The organism is Candidatus Symbiopectobacterium sp. 'North America', from assembly GCF_015762685.1.
In the GTDB taxonomy this organism is placed as follows: Bacteria; Pseudomonadota; Gammaproteobacteria; order Enterobacterales; family Enterobacteriaceae; genus Symbiopectobacterium.
In genome coordinates, this window is sequence record NZ_PEHF01000009.1 from 1 (window position 1) to 17,379 (window position 17,379).

General features: G+C 49.5%; 14 protein-coding genes and 4 pseudogenes. 2 read left to right on the forward strand and 16 right to left on the reverse strand.

What is annotated here, in order from left to right:
• Positions 1–48: 48 nt before the first annotated feature.
• A complete protein-coding gene (locus CS369_RS22850; RefSeq protein ID WP_244664713.1) occupies positions 49–327 on the forward strand; it encodes a hypothetical protein in 279 nt (92 codons plus the stop codon).
• Positions 282–677: a DJ-1/PfpI family protein gene (locus CS369_RS01820; protein WP_244664717.1), complete on the forward strand. Its 396-nt coding sequence runs from the start codon at positions 282–284 to the stop codon at positions 675–677. Before CS369_RS22850 ends, CS369_RS01820 begins: the two co-directional genes overlap by 46 nt.
• An 89-nt stretch (positions 678–766) precedes the next feature.
• Here the strand turns inward: CS369_RS01820 and CS369_RS24990 are convergent, their stop codons facing one another.
• The 16 genes and pseudogenes from CS369_RS24990 to bcsB form a co-directional block, all read right to left on the reverse strand.
• Positions 767–979 (reverse strand): EamA family transporter, encoded by a 213-nt coding sequence (locus tag CS369_RS24990; protein ID WP_196905767.1) that lies wholly within the window; start codon positions 977–979, stop codon positions 767–769.
• On the reverse strand, positions 883–1,641 hold the full coding sequence (locus tag CS369_RS01830) for a DMT family transporter (RefSeq protein WP_196905768.1): 759 nt from the start codon (positions 1,639–1,641) through the stop codon (positions 883–885). Before CS369_RS01830 ends, CS369_RS24990 begins: the two co-directional genes overlap by 97 nt.
• Before the next feature lie 8 nt (positions 1,642–1,649).
• Complete coding sequence (locus tag CS369_RS01835; protein ID WP_196905769.1) at positions 1,650–2,276, reverse strand: GNAT family N-acetyltransferase; 627 nt, start codon at positions 2,274–2,276, stop codon at positions 1,650–1,652.
• Positions 2,273–2,653 (reverse strand): phosphopantetheine-binding protein, encoded by a 381-nt coding sequence (locus CS369_RS24995; RefSeq protein WP_374191016.1) that lies wholly within the window; start codon positions 2,651–2,653, stop codon positions 2,273–2,275. Before CS369_RS24995 ends, CS369_RS01835 begins: the two co-directional genes overlap by 4 nt.
• Before the next feature lie 3 nt (positions 2,654–2,656).
• Complete coding sequence (locus CS369_RS01845) at positions 2,657–4,090, reverse strand: AMP-binding protein (protein ID WP_196905771.1); 1,434 nt, start codon at positions 4,088–4,090, stop codon at positions 2,657–2,659.
• A 16-nt stretch (positions 4,091–4,106) separates the two neighbouring features.
• The gene (locus CS369_RS01850) at positions 4,107–4,562 is read right to left on the reverse strand and encodes a hypothetical protein (RefSeq protein ID WP_196905772.1); all 456 of its coding nucleotides are present in this window, start codon (positions 4,560–4,562) and stop codon (positions 4,107–4,109) included.
• Positions 4,538–5,035, reverse strand: coding sequence for a hypothetical protein (locus CS369_RS01855; RefSeq protein ID WP_196905773.1), 498 nt, complete (start codon positions 5,033–5,035; stop codon positions 4,538–4,540). Before CS369_RS01855 ends, CS369_RS01850 begins: the two co-directional genes overlap by 25 nt.
• A 46-nt stretch (positions 5,036–5,081) precedes the next feature.
• Positions 5,082–5,465 carry a hypothetical protein gene (locus tag CS369_RS01860; RefSeq protein WP_196905774.1) on the reverse strand — a complete coding sequence of 128 codons (384 nt, stop codon included), beginning with the start codon at positions 5,463–5,465 and terminating at the stop codon, positions 5,082–5,084.
• Between the two features lie 42 nt (positions 5,466–5,507).
• Positions 5,508–5,999 (reverse strand): class I SAM-dependent methyltransferase, encoded by a 492-nt coding sequence (locus CS369_RS01865; protein WP_196905775.1) that lies wholly within the window; start codon positions 5,997–5,999, stop codon positions 5,508–5,510.
• A 681-nt stretch (positions 6,000–6,680) separates the two neighbouring features.
• Positions 6,681–8,170: pseudogene (gene ahpF, locus CS369_RS22855) on the reverse strand (alkyl hydroperoxide reductase subunit F); the annotation flags it as partial.
• Positions 8,153–8,692, reverse strand: a pseudogene (gene ahpC, locus CS369_RS01885) (alkyl hydroperoxide reductase subunit C); the annotation flags it as partial. The pseudogenes ahpC and ahpF, both read right to left, overlap by 18 nt.
• A gap of 146 nt (positions 8,693–8,838) precedes the next feature.
• Positions 8,839–9,207 carry a hypothetical protein gene (locus tag CS369_RS01890; RefSeq protein WP_196905779.1) on the reverse strand — a complete coding sequence of 123 codons (369 nt, stop codon included), beginning with the start codon at positions 9,205–9,207 and terminating at the stop codon, positions 8,839–8,841.
• Positions 9,208–9,327: 120 nt separating this feature from the next.
• Complete coding sequence (locus CS369_RS01895) at positions 9,328–10,461, reverse strand: hypothetical protein (RefSeq protein ID WP_210769474.1); 1,134 nt, start codon at positions 10,459–10,461, stop codon at positions 9,328–9,330.
• Positions 10,462–10,493: 32 nt separating this feature from the next.
• Positions 10,494–13,868, reverse strand: a pseudogene (bcsC, locus tag CS369_RS01900) (cellulose synthase complex outer membrane protein BcsC).
• Between the two features lie 67 nt (positions 13,869–13,935).
• Entirely contained in the window at positions 13,936–15,009 is a 1,074-nt protein-coding gene (bcsZ, locus tag CS369_RS01905; protein ID WP_244664714.1) for a cellulose synthase complex periplasmic endoglucanase BcsZ, read from the reverse strand.
• Between the two features lie 56 nt (positions 15,010–15,065).
• Positions 15,066–17,318 (reverse strand): annotated as a pseudogene (gene bcsB / locus CS369_RS01910) (cellulose biosynthesis cyclic di-GMP-binding regulatory protein BcsB).
• Between the last annotated feature and the right edge of the window lie 61 nt (positions 17,319–17,379).

Here is a 17,379-nt window from a genome sequence, read left to right on the forward strand (position 1 = left end):
GAAGGTACAAGTATAGATAATTATACTTGATTGAGGGTGTGTGTCACCATGATAGGGGAAGACCCTTTTATATATAGCCATAACGGACGTCATGAGATGAAGAAGGTTATCTTATTCCTCTGCCAAGGTTTAGAAGAGTATGAAGCGAGTGTGTTTGCAGACGTTATTGGTTGGACGACAACCTACGGATTAGAACCAATAGAATTAGTAACCGTTGGTATACGTAAAAAGTTAAATGTGCCTGGAATTTCACTATTGAACCACAGTATCAACTGCATGAAATTGATGAAAATAGCTTTGATGCCATTGTTATACCTGGAGGATTGAGCCGAGCTGGTTTCTATGACGATGCTTTCGATGAGCGGCTGCTTGATTTAATTCGCAAGTTTGATTCCAAAAATAAAATTATCGCTTCTGTCTGTGTTGGTGCGTTATCAATAGCAAAGAGCGGTGTTCTTCAAGGAAGAAATGCCACGACGTATCATCTGAGCAGCAAGCGTCAAAAACAATTAGCAGAGATGGGTGTCAATATTATTCAACAACCCATTGTTGTAGACGTAAATATTATTACTTCGCAGAGCCCGGCAACGGCAATTAATGTTGCCTTTACTTTAGTAGAAAGGCTGACGTCTAAAGCGAATGTTGCACGAATAAAAGAAGGCATGAGATTTGAATAACCTTCTTCGTTGAATAGGAAAAGAATTGATTCCACGATCGTAAAAACCAGAATAAAACGGCTTGCTTCTGTACTGTCCTCGGCGTGCGATTACGTCCGGTAGCGCAAATTAGCGATGCCACTTACGATGATCAGAGCTGCACCTGATATCATGATTACCGTTGGTATCTCTCCAAAAATAAAAAATCCAAGCAACGCAGCCCAAATTAGCACCGTATATTCGAGAGGTGCGATAGTTGATACATCCGCAAACCGAAATGCCGCGGTGAACAGATAATTACTGATCCCGCCAGAAACACCCATAATAAAAAAATCGTAAAATCATGAAGATTGGGTATCTTCCACTCATCAGATATTAACAACAATGATACAATAAATATCACCACGTTAGTATAAAATGCAGTTACAATAGAAGAGTCTTTTGTTGAAAGATATTTTGTCGTAACAGCAGCTAACGCATAAAAGACCGTAGAGAGAACGGCAATCATACTGTAATAAGAAAATGAGAAGTCAATCCCATTTATTTCTAGCAGTACGCCAGAAAATCCTACTGCAATTATCATCATTTTAACAATGGAAACTTTTTCCCATTTCAGTATCCAACAGAATAATACCATGAAAAAAGGATTGGCAAGCGATATTGCAGTAACATTGGCAAGCGGTAAATGCCTGGCGCTGAGAAAAAAATTGGCGATTGTAAAGGCAACTAAAAGACCTCGAGTAATCTGAAAAAACCATGCCGATGATTTAAGATTTAGACCAGAATTTGATTTGTAGATTATAAACATGAAAGTAACAAATGCGAAAACAGAACGAAACATAACGATTTCAGAAACAGGGTATGCTCCTGTGAGCCATTTGGCAGTTGCATCCATGATGGCCATAAGAAAAATAGCAATGATATAAATTAATACACCGGTAAGTGGTGGCGATATTTTTTTAGATATAATTGATGATTCACTCATGTTACATCCTATTTTGATGAATCAAAATGATTATGAAAATAGCTGCAATCGATAATGGCAGCGATGCTTTTTGAGCTTATAACCAGTTTCACTGGCTGTTTTAATAAACGTTCAGATAAAGACGCTAAGACATTTTCATCAGCGTAGAAAAAATCACAATAACAATTTTTTTCTCTAGATGCACTAAATACGTGGCAATGAATGCAAGGGCCAAATACCCTTTTATCTGGCGTGTCCCATAATTTGAAACCTAACGTCAGTAAATTTTCCCGGGTTGCCCGCGTAGAGTGTTTGACCGCAGAAACAGCAAGACACTTGTTTCCCCAGCGCTGTCGAATATTTACTGCTCTGACTTCATGCATGACCCTTTGTAACCCTAATCCTCGATAGGCTGGTAAAACGAAGCAGGTTCTGGTTTCGATTAAATCAGGCCATAAAGGGTCAATAGCACTCAATGCAATGATCTTATTATTTTCAGTGGCAATAAATAAGTGGTTGTTATTCATTGCCTGAAAGAAAAAACAGTCTGCATCGCCCAAAAAATTTGCCTTTTCATGATGTGATATCTGAGCAATAAAAGCGCTAAGGGAGAATTTATGTCTGCCATCAGTAATCTCAATTTTTATCTCGATCATATGTAATGATCCGAGAAATTCATTGATGCATCAATCATCATCCCCTGTTCATAAATAGAGGAATATTTAAAAAACAATGAAATGTCTAAATCAAGATACATTAATTTGTTGATTTTATGAAAAACAGATTTTATTATTACAGGGTCTGCACCGTATAAAAGAAGATTTGCATCTTTTGGTATGTCGGTATTCATCTTTAATGCGTTGCGCCATATAGCAACCAGGGTTTTTTCTGTTTGAGTGGTTGCTGGATAGGAGCCTTCCTTAATGGTTTTGAATGCTGTCGATTTTATAAATTTTTCTTGTGTTTTGATCCTGTCTAGCTTACCAACTGAATTTTTTGTGATTTCATTAACACATAAAACAACGCTGGGTATCTTTTAGCCTTCTAGTTTATCAAAAAGCTGCAAACGCAATAGACTATCAACTACTGCTTCATTAGATGCAGTATAAGTTTTTTTCGTGTATAAGCAGACAATGTCTTCACCTAATGTAGGGTGAGGTACTGATAGTGCCAAACAGCTAACTACATCCTCTAGACCGTTGACTATTCCATCGATTTCAGCCGGTGACACATTGTGCCCGCCTCGCCTGATAATGGTTTTGAATCTTCCTGTTATATGTAAAAAACCATCATGATCAAAATATTCTTCATCACCGGTACAGAACCAGCGGGAGTTGTGCAAAAAGGGCTGTTGGATGTCAGAAGAGCCAATATCAAGATAGCCCTCCATAACGCTATCTCCTTTTATGATGATCTCCCCCTTTTCCCCTGGTTGTACTGTATAATTATTTTTATTAATAATCTTGATTTCAGAACTAACAGGTACCCCGACAGACGTAGTCTTATCGTCAGGCATATTTAGCGGTAGTGAACATATCAGTGATGTCGTTTCCGTCAACCCATAAGAATGAATAACTGGAGAAGAAAATTTGTTCTTTCTCTGGCGCCCAAAAAGTGATGTTGTTAACGGCGCCGAAGATACGCGAATAAATCGAACGGATTTAATTGCATTTTCATCGATTTTAGTACCAGTTTCATGTGCTGATATGATTGATTCATAGAGAGTAGGGACACCCGTCCACCATGTTGGTTGCTTCTCATTAATTTCGTTGATCGCTTCATTTGGGGTCAATCTATCATTGTTAATGACCGTACCATTGCTTAATAGTGTTGCATACGTAGCACTAATTAATTCATGGACATGATAACTTGGCATCATGTTAAAACATCTGTCATTTTTAGTAAGATTAAACCAACTGATTATCCCCTTTGCTGCTGATAGTACGTTATGGCTGGAAAGGGGTACGTATTTAGGGTGCCTCGTAGAGTCAGATGTTGGAATTAATAAAGCATATCCTTTATGCTTTTCAAATTTTCGTGACTCAGTGCCTAGTTTTCCAGGGTATTTTCCTATAACCCTGCCTAGATTATTTACTATTACAATAGGAAATCCTATCTTTGTGGCAATGTTAAATACCTGTGTTTGAGACTCTTCGATAAGCAGGACTGATACGCTTACTAAATGCAATATATCAAAAACTGAATCATGTTGAAGACTCGTAGGCAATGGCATTGCAGCCCAGTATTCATTAACGGATAAACACAGTATCGCACCTAGAGGTCTCCGCGGGAAGGCACAGGCGATATATGTGTATCTTGGTACGTCTAAATTCAGGAGTGCTGAGGTTATCTCATGATTAATCTGAAGCAGATCCCTATATTTAAAATGGTGGTCAACTGATGTGATAGCAACCTTATCAAGGCTGCTATCACATCGGGATTCAATAACGTCCAGCAAAGCATTATCCATAAGCCGTGTCTCCTTTTTACAGCTCAAAATCATAAAGATAATTTTCAGCCAGTGGATACAGTTCTTTCATTTCTCCAACAGTAAAAAGAGAGTGGTCAATGTGTTTTAAAATGGTATCTTTGTTTATCGTTGAAAAAGATTCTCCATAGTTAAATATAGGTGTGTGCAAATTATCCACTTCAAAGTTTGGTGGTTCTTCCGGGAAAAGAACAGAATTATACGATCCTTTATTTGTGTCGATTGTCTTCCAGTTGCGGATAGACTCCTCGTTGTATAGCTGCGAAAGGCCTAATCCTGTGAAAAGTTTTCTTATATCATTACTGCAACTGTTAATACCAGTAGAATGATATAAGAAAATTTTAATTCCATGTTGTAGTGCTGTCTGTTTTATTCTTTTTTCATTCATATGAGCTAGCAAAAAGTTGGCGTACAGATTTTCTTTTTTAATTAATCCCCCCATTTTCTTATCCATGAATCTAACATATCATCAGCCATTCTATGCATGACAACTAAAGATATTTGATCAGGCTTTACGCCTGCCTGAAGGAGGACACTAAGCGGATTAAAAATACTTTCAGCTATCGTATAGGGGCCAGAGGTCTCCTTAATAACCGCAATATCCTCAATATCTGGCATATCAGACTTTATTTTTCCTGTGTTAAGTATTTCTCTAAGTAGTACCTTAATGGGCTGGTAATACGCATGTAATTTGCATTCACCGAAAACATTCAAGAGTGCAGTACTGCCTACCCGGCAAGGCCCCCAGAGTAAAATAAATTTGCTTGTCGGGGCGATTTTACCGCGAATACAGTTAGCTATATTACTATTGATTTTATGAAGATTTAAATCTGATTTTTGATAATATCCATCAGCAGGTAGCATGATTGAGTCTAATTCATTATCACTTATAGGAATTGATTTAGAAATTATAGAATAAATATTCATTATTTTTACATCAGCATGGAAATTATATCAAAATATTGTTTCTTTTTCATTCGCTATCCAAGTTAATATTTAATGATTCGCCGGAGACAACATTTTTTGCCTCTAAGAACGGGCTAAATGTTTCTGTTGTCCAAATAATGATGTCATCAAAAATAAGCTCTTGTTGCCAGATGACACCATCGACTTTCCCTGACTGGTAAACGTCTATGTTAATATTTTTCGGCGTTTCAACAAATTGACGATCTTTATTCTGTAATCTATATGTGGAAATTTCTTCAGGTAGAGATAGAGATCTAAAATGGCCTTTTGCAAACCGCGCTGAAGCGCTAGCCTGGCTTGGTTGCCAGGAATAGTGTCCATTATAAATAGGACATGCCTGATATATTCCTATCTTATTTTTAACTTGTCGAATCAGCGACTCGAACTTCATATCATAGTTTGATTCCAGAAGTTTCTTGGCAGCATCAAGATCTCAACGGTAAGTTAAAACATCATTTTCTGGGAACTCAACTAATTGAGCCGAATAACGAATGCCATTAGGTATAACTTTAACATCATGCTTCCCGTAACGATTTGCCAATCGTTGCACAACTTGGGCTCGTTCTTCATCAAGAATGATGTTGTTCATGTACATAAATCCCAGAACAACATCATATTCCCCTTCAATTCCAGGGATGTCGTTATCAAAGAGATCTGCATTAATGAATGTTATTTTATTATCCCAGCCGTTCTCTTTTGCCAGTTTTTCTGCGATAGGAAGATTAGCGTTATCAACCGCAGTTACACTCCCTGCCCCACATTGCAATGCCATAAAACTCAATAAGCCAGTGCCTGCATCCAACACTCTGTCATTTTTTAATATTACTCGGCTAATCACTTTTTTTACTGCATTTCCGCGATCCAATCGTAACAGTAATCTTAAATGACTATCAGATGTATATTCAAAAAACATACTATCTCCCATTACAGCCTCCTTTGGTCATAAGAATAATCTTAAAATTCATTAATAAATCTTTGGCGAATAAAATAATTCGTGGTGTTATTAACGTCATACGATGTGAGCTTAGGAAGTTCACTGGGCTTTATAGCGAGTGCCACTTATCTAAGCGCTCGTTACAAGAATTTATAACTTAGTACAATAATATTTAAAAAACAATAATGCTGTTAATTTGATACATAGATTAGTCAGGCCAAGAATTAAATTTCGATTTATATAAGTTATTAGAAATAAAATCCATTTTATATGTTTTTTAGATTATAAAAAACAACATGTTAATTTTTGTTTAAATTAAAGTGACGAGTAATTTATAAAAAACGTAATATAGTCGGGTTGTTTGAAAAATTAAATACTGTCTCATTAGAGATAGTGTTCAGGGGAGAACAAAATTAGTTTTTGCGTATTACGATAATCTACGATTAAGTAAAAAGAGTAGATACCAAAAAACCACTCGCTAAATTTTCAATCAAAAATGATTTACACGGTTAGCGTGGTTATTTTGGTCTATTGTCTGGTGGGGTGTGTGGGTGCTGGCAGAAGGCGTGTATTACCTCTGAAAGAGGTTCCCACCGTCTCAGGAATCACAATGGACGGCGGGAATGGAGGGCGAAGAGAGCGAGTAACCGATTTTTCAGTAATCTCTGACGGTTACGCCGTCCGAATCAAATAATCAAACGCACTCAGCGAGGCTTTCGCACCTTCACCGGTGGCGATGATGATTTGTTTGTAAGGCACGGTGGTGCAGTCACCGGTGGCAAACACGCCTTTGACGGTGGTTTCGCATTTGGCATCGATGATGATTTCACCCATTCGGTTGCGTTCCACGCTGCCTTCCAGCCATTGGATATTCGGCAGCAAACCGATCTGCACGAAGATCCCTTTCAGTGCCAGCGAATGTTGCGTATCGTCTACACGGTTGAGGTTGCTCAGGTCAGTCACTTTCTGTCAGTCTCCTTTCACTTCCGTGGTCTGCGCGTTAAGAATGATGTCTACGTTCGGCAGGCTGCGCACTTTTGCCTGCAATACCGAGTCTGCTTTCAGCTCGGGGGTAAATTCCAGCAGCGTGACGTGCTTCACCACCCCAGCCAGATCGATAGCCGCTTCCACGCCGGAGTTGCCACCGCCTATGACGGCAACGTGCTTGCCTTTGAACAGCGGGCCATCGCAGTGTGGGCAATAGGTCACACCACGCGTGCGATACTGATCTTCGCCGGGCACGTTCATGTTGCGCCAGCGTGCGCCAGTAGCAAAGATGATGCTGCGCGCTTTCAGCGTCGCGCCGGAGGCGGTTTCAATCTGGTGCAGTTCTCCTGGCGCCTTGGCCGGGATCAGCTTGCTGGCCGTTTGCAGGTCAATCACATCCACATCGTAATCATCAACGTGGCTTTTCAGCGCGGTAGCCAGTTTGGCACCTTCGGTTTTTGGCACTGAGATGTAGTTTTCGATATCCACCGTGTCCAGCACCTGGCCGCCAAACCGCTCGCCCATCAGGCCGGTGCGGATGCCTTTACGTGCAGAATACACTGCTGCCGCTGCGCCAGCCGGGCCGCTGCCAATAATCAGCACATCGTAAGCGGCGCGCGCGTTGAGCTTGGCCACCTGTTTGTCACTGGCACTGGTGTCGAGCATCGCGATGATTTCACCCAGGCTCATGCGGCCCTGGCTGAAGTGTTCACCGTTCAGGAAAACGGTGGGCACTCCCATCACGTTGCGGTCCTGCACTTCCTGTTGGAAGACGCCGCCGTCAATCGCGGTGTGGGTAATCTTGGGATTCAGGATCGCCATCAGGTTCAGTGCCTGAACCACGTCTGGGCAGTTATGGCACGACAGCGATATAGAAGGTTTCAAAATGGTCGCTGCCGTCAATGTCGCGCACCTGCTTCAGCAGTTCCTGCGCCTCTTTCGCCGGATGGTCGCCGGTTTGCAGCAGTGCCAGCACCAGCGAAGTAAATTCGTGGCCCATCGGTGAGACCGCAAAACGCGGACCGCTGTGAGAGCCGGGATTGGTTATCTGAAATGAGGGCTTACGCTCTGCGCTGGCATTATCTTCTTTTGAAGGTCACCTGCGCCGATAAGCTCGCGATATCCGTCAGTAACGCGCGAATTTCAGCGGATTTAGCCGAGTCGTCCAGCGTGGCTTCGCCTTCCTGCCATTTGGCTGGGCACACTTCGCCGGGGTGAGAGGCAACGTGCTGTGCTGCTTTCACTTTGCGCAGCAGGTCGGAGGCGTCACGGCCAATGCCTTCGGCGGTGATTTCTACGTCCTGGATGATGCCTTGCGGGTCAACGATAAAGGTACCGCGGTCGACCAGACCTTGGTCTTCACGCATGTTTTAAAAGTTACGCGTCAGCTGGCCTGTCGGGTCACCGATCATGGTGTATTGGATTTTAGCGATGGTATCAGAGCTGCTGTGCCAGGCTTTGTGCGTAAAATGGGTGTCGGTGGACACGGAGTAGATTTCTACGCCCAGTTTCTTGAATTCTGCATAGTGGTCAGCCACGTCGCCCAGTTAGGTCGGGCAAACGAAGGTAAAGTCAGCCGGATAGAAGAAGAACACGCTCCATTTGCCTTCGATGTCCCTTTCGGTAACTTCGACAAATTTTCCGTCTTTGAATGCTTGGTTTTTAAAAGATTTGACTTGCGTGTTAATGACAGACATCACGTTATCCTCATGTGTTGGTATGAGGCATAAGGTACAAAAGTGTGATCGTTATCGCTAATGCATTGTCTTTATCGAATCAATAAGTCATACCTTACAACGCGCTGGCGATAAACGCGTTGGCAGCCGCCTGCACCCGTTCATCCTCACTGTGCTGTGCTGTGCTGTGCTGTGCTGTGCTGTGCAAGGTGAGTGATATAGCGCAGATCGTTCTCATCGATGTACATCAACCCTAATGCGCCGATGGCATGAATCTGAATATCCGCGTTCGGCGTGCGTATCAGATGATAGAAAGCTTTCTTGGTGGCATTGTCGTTGCTATGGCCTTTAAACAGGCTGATGACATTCATCGCTTCTTTGCGCAGCGACGCCTCTTGTGTTTTGTCGAGGGCGATGCACAGAAAGAAATCGCATAACTCTGCGTCAAGGTTCTGATTAAAACTGCGCAGATAGGCGATCTGCTCTTTCGAGGAGAGGGCAAGATAGTCACTGATGATCTTTTCACTTCTACACATTATCACACCTGTTGTCATAGGTTTTTCTTATTGATTTTGACGCACGCATCCCGACGAGGTTTACGTAACGCGTCATCCCATCCGTTTTTGCGCCGAAGAGGTAAGGAAAGTGTGGCTTGTTTACTCAGTGAGAGAGGTGACACGAGAGGATAACGTCAGCGTCGTGTGGTGCAAATCGGAGAAAAACCGTTCCGGTTCAACGATCATTCCCTGATGGTGCAAGCCGGGAGGGAACGGCGCATCGCTCAGCCATTGACGAATGCAGGCAATCGCAGGCAGTACGGTTATCAAATAAGGGTCGCTGCCAGAGAGGGAAAGTACCATGCTGACGTTATCCTTCGCGACGCGCCCTTCCGCCATCAGGGTGATTTCCAACTGATGGGGCGGTGGGGAAGAGGCGCGGTGCGTTAACATATGGCGCAAAGTACGCAGCGCCAGTGTGCGTGCCCCGCAGCGCGTTAACATCACAATGGCGGGTAGCAGCAGCCAGTCGCACACCGGGGAAAATCCGGCAATGTAAAAGTTGGCGCGCTGCAACGTGGGTATCGCGTCGATAAGCGCCTGCATTTCTCCCAGCGGCATCGGGGTGCAGGTTTTTTGGCCAATAGGTCCAGCAAGAGTAAATCTCGGCAGCGCAAACAGGTTCAGCTGGCGGCGGCGACCGTGTGCCCAGATGTGCATATCAAAGACGCTGAATTCGTCGAGCGCCTCGGCAAGCGTGGAATCTGATAGTGTACTGGCTTGCCAGTCGATACGCTGTGCGGCATAGATTTCTGCCTGCGTCAGTGCATCTATCCGGTTCGCCGCCCAACGTGCCATGGCGGCAGGCAAGCCGGGATGAAAACCGCCATCGGTGATAAAGCAGCGGCCCTGTTGCGCCATTGCGGGTACCAGCGCCGTCAACGCCTGCCATTTAGCGGGGTTGGAGAGCATAATATCCAGCCAGTCTTCCCCAATCTCAAGCACCAGGGCGGCGAGCGGTGCGGTGTGTTCGCCCAGCGCAGCGGTGACGACCACCAACTGCGTGCCCGCCAGTACGGTGCGCATACGCGGAAGATCGCTGAAATCGGCGCAGGCGGTGTGTGCCAGAGTCCGCCCAGCCTGATGGTTTATCTGTTCACACAGCGCTGCCAGCGGGGTGTCACGTCGACCGACCAGCAATAGCTCAGCGTGATCATCAAGCTCAGGGGCCAACTGCTGTGCCAGCAGGCGGCCAGCGTTGCCTGCCGCCCCTAAAATGGCGATGCGCATCATCCCTCCTGCGCCTGCCGTAGCGGCGTTGCGCGCTATTTAAAATCCGAATACGGTGTGGGTGGTTGCGGTGGGCTGTCCAGACTTCCTTGCCAACCTGCGAATGAGTAGCGCAAATAGAGCATGCCGTGGCTCGGCGTGTAGTCTTTTGCTTACTGAATATCGATGGCGGCACCCAGCGTCCAGTGCGACGTGAGGCGGCGTTCGATCAAGGCACGCAGCGTGTAGCCTACCCCTGTGCTGCTGCTGCCTGTTTCCATGCGATCCCGCTCATCGGCGGTTAACCCGGCGGTGCTGACCAGACTGCCTAATGGATAACGGCGCTGATTCTTGGTTTTGGCATAAGACCAAGAGACGGTGCCGCCTAATTCCCATGACCAGTTTTCGGTGCGCTGGCGGTAATTGATGGGAAGCCCAAACGAAACATATTGTTGCGGGCTGTATTAGCCCCCTTGCCCAAGGGAATAGCCGCTGAGATCTTTCTGGTAGCTCCACCACATGGTGTTCGCCTCGACGGTGAGGCGGCGATCATCTTCATTGATAAGCTTATAGTAGTAACCCGCCATGGCGCGGGCGCGATGGTTATCCGCCACATTTTTCCCAGTGATTTGGTGGAAGCTTAAATCGCTCCATACGCTGTGTGCTTCACCGCGATCGTAGCTGAATCCCAGGCTGGCACCGGTAGCGCACACGCCCCCCCATTTCGTGCCGGTGATGGGATCTTTAGCACCGCCGAAAGCTAGCAGCGAGCTGGAGATGGGGCGATGCGACGCCGTGGCCGTCCAGCCCAACTGTTGCCAGTCGCCGCTGTAGCTGACACCGCCGACCACATCTACCACCTCGAACCCGATGGGCGTGGTGCCGATATCTGCCGTCCAGCGATCGTTCTTCCAGTCTGCGGCGACGCCGGTGCCTGAGGTTTTCTGCGTTCTGCCGCTGTAGCAGCCCAGCGTGGCACAGGTACCAAACACGTCACGGAATGCGCCATTACTGTTGGTGTTAAAGTGTCCCGCATTCATTGAAATGGTATCGGTGCGCACGAAGCCACGGCCCTGATAGAGCGGAAAATCGACTTGCAGTATCGTGTCGTGGGCTTTCAGGTTGGACATACCGTTCGTGTCGCTGGAGCGCCAGTAATCGTGGCCGAGGGTCACGTTGATGTCCTGCTGCCGATACTGGTCGGCCGCATCGGCACGAATACTGCGTTGCAACCAGTCATCATTTTGCTGCGGGCGTGTCAAACGGGTGTAGCTGTCGTTATCCTGTGGCGACACGCTGCTGATGCCGCTGGCAACCATGGCCTGGCGGTAATCGGCCTGCGCCTCGGCAGATTGTCCCTGCTGTGTTTCCAAACGTGCCGCATCGCGGTAGATCCACGCTTTAATCTGGCTGGGTGGTGCTTTCTGCGCGCTGGTTTTTGCTGCTTGCAGCGTCTGGTTGGCTAACGGCATACTAGGCATTGGCGACACGGCGCTGGGTATTGAGCGAACTGTCATCGGCTATTTTTAGCGTTTGCAAACGCTGACGGGCCTCATCGTGCTGTCCGATGGCGATTAACGCTTTCACTTCCCCTAGCTGGGCGTCGGCGTTTTGCTCATCCTGCGCCAGCACCTTACGGTAGCGTTCCAACGCATCGGCGGCGTAGCCCCGTTGCAGCGCCCAGTCTGCCAACATCAACGAAATGGGGGTATTGGCGGGCTGCTGTTGCAGGTAGCTGACGGCACCGGTTTCATTGCCTGCGTCATACAGCGCCTGGACGTGTACCAGCGTGCGCTCCATAGTGAGCCGTTGCGCCAGCTCTCGCATGTTGTCGTTCCACTGCGCCTCGGGCAGCGAGTGCAAATGCGTCAGCGCCTGTGTCTCGCGTTCAGTCGCGGAGAGATAGAGCGCGTAAGCATAAGCGCGTTCAGAGCTGGCGGGAGGCGTATTGGCCATACGCTGCATGATGTCATCGGCCTGTGCATTCTGGTTGAGCTGGCGCAGCACCTGCGCGTAGTGATAGGGCAACCAGATATCATCGGCGGCGGGCTGATAGACCTGCCGGTAGGCCTCTGCCGCCTCGGGCCATTTCCCCTGCTCCGCCAACTGGTCGGCTTGCTGGGTGGTGATGTCGCGCTTGAGGGCGGTCAACGTCTCTTGCAGCGGTCGCTGTTGGGCGGCCGGTAGGTTATTGATATAGGCGAGCGCCGCCTGTGGCGATTGACGGCCATAAAGGGCTGCCATACCGCGGATCGCACCGCCGTTAGCGGGTTCACGTTGCAATGCCTGCTGATAAAAACGCTTGGCGGCGGTATCGTTATGACGCGCTGTCGCTACATCCCCCAGCCCACTCAGGGCGTAACCATCGTTGTTGTCCACCTGCTGCGCCTGCTGGTAGTGCTGTTCGGCCTGCGCCAGATTATTGGCTTTCAGTGCGCGATAGCCAGCATCAATCTTTAACCAGCAGCGGGTGCTTTTGATGAGCACGTCCCATTTGTCACCGTTTTCTTTATTGATGTCGGCTGTTTTCGCTTGCTCAAACAGTGCCAGTGCCAGTGCTTTGGTGCGATCGCCGTTGCGCATCGCGGCCATGCCCAGTTCACCAATCAGGTTGGGATCGTCGGGGGGTTCGGCCAGTGCTTTATTCAAATCCGCGATGGTCGCGCTGCCGCTGGCACCTTGCTCGACGCTTGCCAGCCCGCGCAGCCGTGCTTGATAGGCGGGATCGTCCAGCACTTTTGCTGGCGCTCCAGCTCCTGCTGCGCACCGGTTGCGCTGGGATCATCTGCGAAAACGGTGCGAAAATGGTTAAGTTGCGCGATACTTTGCGGCGACACCGTCATGCGCTTAATCATTTCCATCCACATACCCGCTGCCTGACCGCGTCCGATCGGATCATCCGCCAGTTTCTCCAGCAGCGCATAGCCTTCGGTATCGCGATCCTGACTGAACAGGCGGCGTGCCAGCGTCAGCCGTAAATTGACGTTGCCGGGATAGCGTTTATCCAACGCTTCCAGTTGCTGAATGGCCGCCGGCTCCTGACCTGGCAGGCGGGCGACCAGACGCCAGTATTCAACGGCCAGATCGAGCGTCGGCGGTTCGCCGTGGAACAGGTCGTCGTAGGCTTTCTTCGCCTCTTCATAACGCCCGGCGGTGGCTTGCAGCCGTGCCTGTTCCAGCTTCTGGTGCGTGTCCTGTTGTGTGAGGGTCAGCATCATCGCTGACTGTCGGTACTGCTCGGAATCTGGTGCAACGCCGTGTAGCTTTTCCAGATGCTGCCGTGCCTGCGCCTGATCGCCCTGACGCAGCGCCAGTCGCAACTGCGCGGCGATCACGTCCGGGCTGTCGGGGTCAATCAGCGTCAAACGGGCCAGGGATTGTCGCACCAGATCTTCACGGTTGCTCGCTTCCCCCAGCCTGATTTGCTCCATGAGAAAGGCGCTGGGCGTCACGGTATCGGCCCCAGCGTCAGGCCTAATGAAAATAATTCAGCGCCTATTATGGTGAAGTTGCGCATTGCTTATCCCAGGAAGGTAGAAGTTCACCCTGTTGATTGAATTGGTAACGCTGTTCATCCCATCCCTGACCGAACCGCGTCAGAGAAGCAGAAAAATAGGCGTTGTTGTCGGGCTCTGCGTCGTGCAAGCGCTGGCGCTGAATATCGCGCGCCACCGGGTTGGTGGCCAGCAGCGGCAGCAGTGCGGCTGAGAAGCCAACTGAGCCTGTACCTTGCGCTTTTCCGGTCGCGGTATTGAGCTGTTCGGGTGGCGTGCCCGATTGTGCTGTCAGGGTCACCATCGGTTGGAAATGGGTGAGCAACGCGGCACGCTCTTCGCTCTCTTGCGCCAGCATGGCTGCCCATAGATAGACTCGAATCGCATCGTAACTGCCGATATTGGGCTTGGTTTCATCCGCTTGCCAACCCTGCTGCTTGTTCCAAACTACCCAATTGGGTGAAAAGCCGTGGGGGGCACTCTCTTTCAGCAGCCTCAGATTCACCGCCCGCATCGCTTTCCACGGGCCGTTTAGAGTGGAGAAACGCGCGAGTAACTGGGGTGGCTGGTAGCTGGGGTTCAGTCGCCAACGGTCACTGTGCACGAACCCCACTTTGCCCGGCAGCAGCATCACGCCCAGACCGGGGATCTCGGCCACTTCTTCATGGGCGATACGCTGCAACAGCAGCGTGCCCAGCGTCAGAAAGCGGCGGCTTTGCCACAGCCGTCCGGCTTCCAGCAGGTTATAGGCAATCCACAAATCAGCATCGGAGGCGGAATTAGGATCTAAGATGCCCCAGGGCGAATCATCGGCCTGCGGTATCTTTTTTCCCCATTGCCAAGCGGGAAGGTGAGCGCTGAGATCGCCGTAGGCCAGATTGTTTTCGGTCCATTGCAGCAGCTTTTCGAACATTGCCCAGTCATTGGCCACCAGCGAGAAAAACAGGCCGTAGCTCTGCCCTTCGGACGTGGTGATCTGGCTGGGTGTCGACGGGTCGATAACGCGCCCTTCCGCGCTGATGTAGTCACGTTGGTACTGCTCCCACGCGGGCCAGTGACAGACGCCTGTGGCGGCCACACGTGACCGCCCAGCAGCAGCGTCAACAATAGCGCACGCCACAGCATACCCATCGGTTAATCCTTCTCGTCAGCCGAGAGGCTGCGACGGCTGAGCACTTTCAGGCCGCGCCACAGCAGCCAGGCGAAAATGATCGTGACCAGGGTAGACATGCCGGCCAGCCAGAGCGGGTGCAGCGCCAATGCGTGCCAGACGCGTTCCCATCATGGTAGATGACCCACATAGTACATATCCCCCACGCGCAAGCTGCTGACGCCCGAGTCGCGGATGACGGCCGCCGAGCCGAAAACGGTGGCGCGTTTGGTGCTGTCGATCAGGGCATTGTTGAGCAGTGTATAGCCCTGTGGGCTGTCTGCCAGTAATGCGACGATGCTGCGCTGGGAAAAGTAGGGGGATTGCGTGCCGATAATGGTGGCCATGGCGGTTTCGGCGCGAACGTCAGTTCTGCTGTCCGGTCTGCCGTCCGTTTTGGGTGAACCTTCATCCGGCAGCACGGTTTGTCGTACCGGCATCTTGACCCAACTCTTCGTGGTTTCAGTCAGCAGCCCGACTTTGGCTTCGTCGCGCAGCGATTCAGGCAGTGAACCGATCAACAGAATATCTTTGTCCACCTGGCTGAGCTGTGCCGGGTCGTTGATCAGTTGTAGCGCCAACGCTGGATAGCTGGTTTGCGCCCCGATGTTGCCGACGGCATTAAGCAGCGCGCTGACTTGCTCCGCATGGGGGGTTTTATCAATCAGCGTCACGGTTTGCGATAAGTCGGCCAACCGGCTGAATGGGAAACCGGCATTGGCGAAGGCGCGCAGGTCCGGCATCGCCATAAAATGGCGGTAACCGGAGAAGTTGATGGTGGAGTTACCGTCGATAACCGCATGGTTTTCGATGGGCGCGATGGTTTCGCAGCGATCCGCCGAGATATTGCTGGTGGTGACCGTGGCGTAATCAAAATCAAAACGCAGCTCGTTGACGCTGCCCAGCTTCAGAGCCGGAATGGACAAGTTTTTATCCGAATCCAGCAGCCCCTGAGTAATTGGCAGGCGCAGCAGCAGGGCGTTTTTCTCGCGTTCGGGCACCAGATTAAAGGCCTGAACAAACTGGTTGTTCAGGTTGACGGCCAAACGCGATCCATCCAGCGTGCGCGGCGCGGTATAGCGATATTTCAGGTGCATATCGATACCTTTGCTGCGGATCAGAAACAGGTCCGGCGGCAAATTCAGCGTCATCATCAGCGGGTCGGGATCGATACCGCTGCTCTGCAATTGCTCAGGGTATTGTTGCAATTCGGCAAAGGTCATCGGGCGATTGGTACGGATCCAGTTCGGAGAATCGTAGGGCTGGCGCGGTGTCAGTTGCTCAACGCGATCGACGCTGACATTCTGTCCACGGAACAGGATGTTACCTTGTGCGATCCCTTTAACGGCGGTGATCAGGTCATTGTCATCGCGGCCCTGCACCAGCAGCAGCTTAACGTAAGGATTCTGCGGATGGCTGATGACCTCCACCGTCGGGCCATCGACCGACGGGTAATCACGCAGGAAATCCGGGCGTTGCGCATTGGTGGCGAACACTACCGCGTGGCTGTCGGGCAGTTGATTGAACAGCGCCGGGAAGGACTGACCGCGCCACTGCGCGCGGGCACCGAACCAGGAGGCGAGGATCGCGGCAGCCTGCTGCTGTCCCAGATCGGGTTGCTGATTAAACACCATCGGCAGCGTAAGCGGCCGGTTGTCGCGGGCATCAAAGAACGGGATAGGGAATGACGACAGATCGTTTTTCAGCGGCAGCTTTTGCATCTGCAAATTGAGCGAGCTGGCTTGGCTGATATTCAGCCACAGGTTACTGCTGGATGCGTATTGGCATATGTTATTGTAATGTGGGACAAATTCCAGCGGCACGCGGTTAAAGTCGGTGATATAACGCGGATCCAGCGGTAGGGTTGTCCGTGTTGGCTGGCCCACTTGCTCTTTGGTGATGGCAACCACGCCCATCAACACCTCGTTGAGATAAACCTTGAGATGTGATTCGACCGGTGTCAAAGCCGGTGAGGGGGTAAACTCCAACTGTAGTGAAGCTTGCGTCACCACTTCATCATGACGCACACCAAACTGGATATAGCCGACAGGGGACGTTCCCCTCAATGCGAAGCTACCCGGCGCAGGTGCCAGTTGCTTAAACGCCAACTGCTGACTGGCGACGGGAGCGGCCACAGCATTGTTGGCCTGCGTGATCGGCGGGGCTGCGGTTTCAGCCTGAGATAACGGCACCATGCCCAGAGCCAGAGCGGTAAACCAGGTTATTTTTTTCGTCATCATGTCATCATCACGGTTAAGGGCCGCTCTGGCCGTTTTATGATTAGCATCATGTAGTTAT

What these genes read in the sequence shown, in the direction of transcription:
- CS369_RS01845 (WP_196905771.1), bottom strand. Translation starts at nt 4,090, where the DNA reads ATGGATAATGCTTTGCTGGACGTTATTGAATCCCGATGTGATAGCAGC.
- CS369_RS01895 (WP_210769474.1), bottom strand. Translation starts at nt 10,461, where the DNA reads ATGATGCGCATCGCCATTTTAGGGGCGGCAGGCAACGCTGGCCGCCTG.
- CS369_RS24990 (WP_196905767.1), bottom strand. Translation starts at nt 979, where the DNA reads ATGGGTGTTTCTGGCGGGATCAGTAATTATCTGTTCACCGCGGCATTT.
- CS369_RS01835 (WP_196905769.1), bottom strand. Translation starts at nt 2,276, where the DNA reads ATGATCGAGATAAAAATTGAGATTACTGATGGCAGACATAAATTCTCC.
- CS369_RS22850 (WP_244664713.1), top strand. Translation starts at nt 49, where the DNA reads ATGATAGGGGAAGACCCTTTTATATATAGCCATAACGGACGTCATGAG.
- CS369_RS01855 (WP_196905773.1), bottom strand. Translation starts at nt 5,035, where the DNA reads ATGAATATTTATTCTATAATTTCTAAATCAATTCCTATAAGTGATAAT.
- CS369_RS01865 (WP_196905775.1), bottom strand. Translation starts at nt 5,999, where the DNA reads ATGGGAGATAGTATGTTTTTTGAATATACATCTGATAGTCATTTAAGA.
- CS369_RS01890 (WP_196905779.1), bottom strand. Translation starts at nt 9,207, where the DNA reads ATGTGTAGAAGTGAAAAGATCATCAGTGACTATCTTGCCCTCTCCTCG.
- CS369_RS01860 (WP_196905774.1), bottom strand. Translation starts at nt 5,465, where the DNA reads ATGAAGTTCGAGTCGCTGATTCGACAAGTTAAAAATAAGATAGGAATA.
- CS369_RS01830 (WP_196905768.1), bottom strand. Translation starts at nt 1,641, where the DNA reads ATGAGTGAATCATCAATTATATCTAAAAAAATATCGCCACCACTTACC.
- CS369_RS01850 (WP_196905772.1), bottom strand. Translation starts at nt 4,562, where the DNA reads ATGGATAAGAAAATGGGGGGATTAATTAAAAAAGAAAATCTGTACGCC.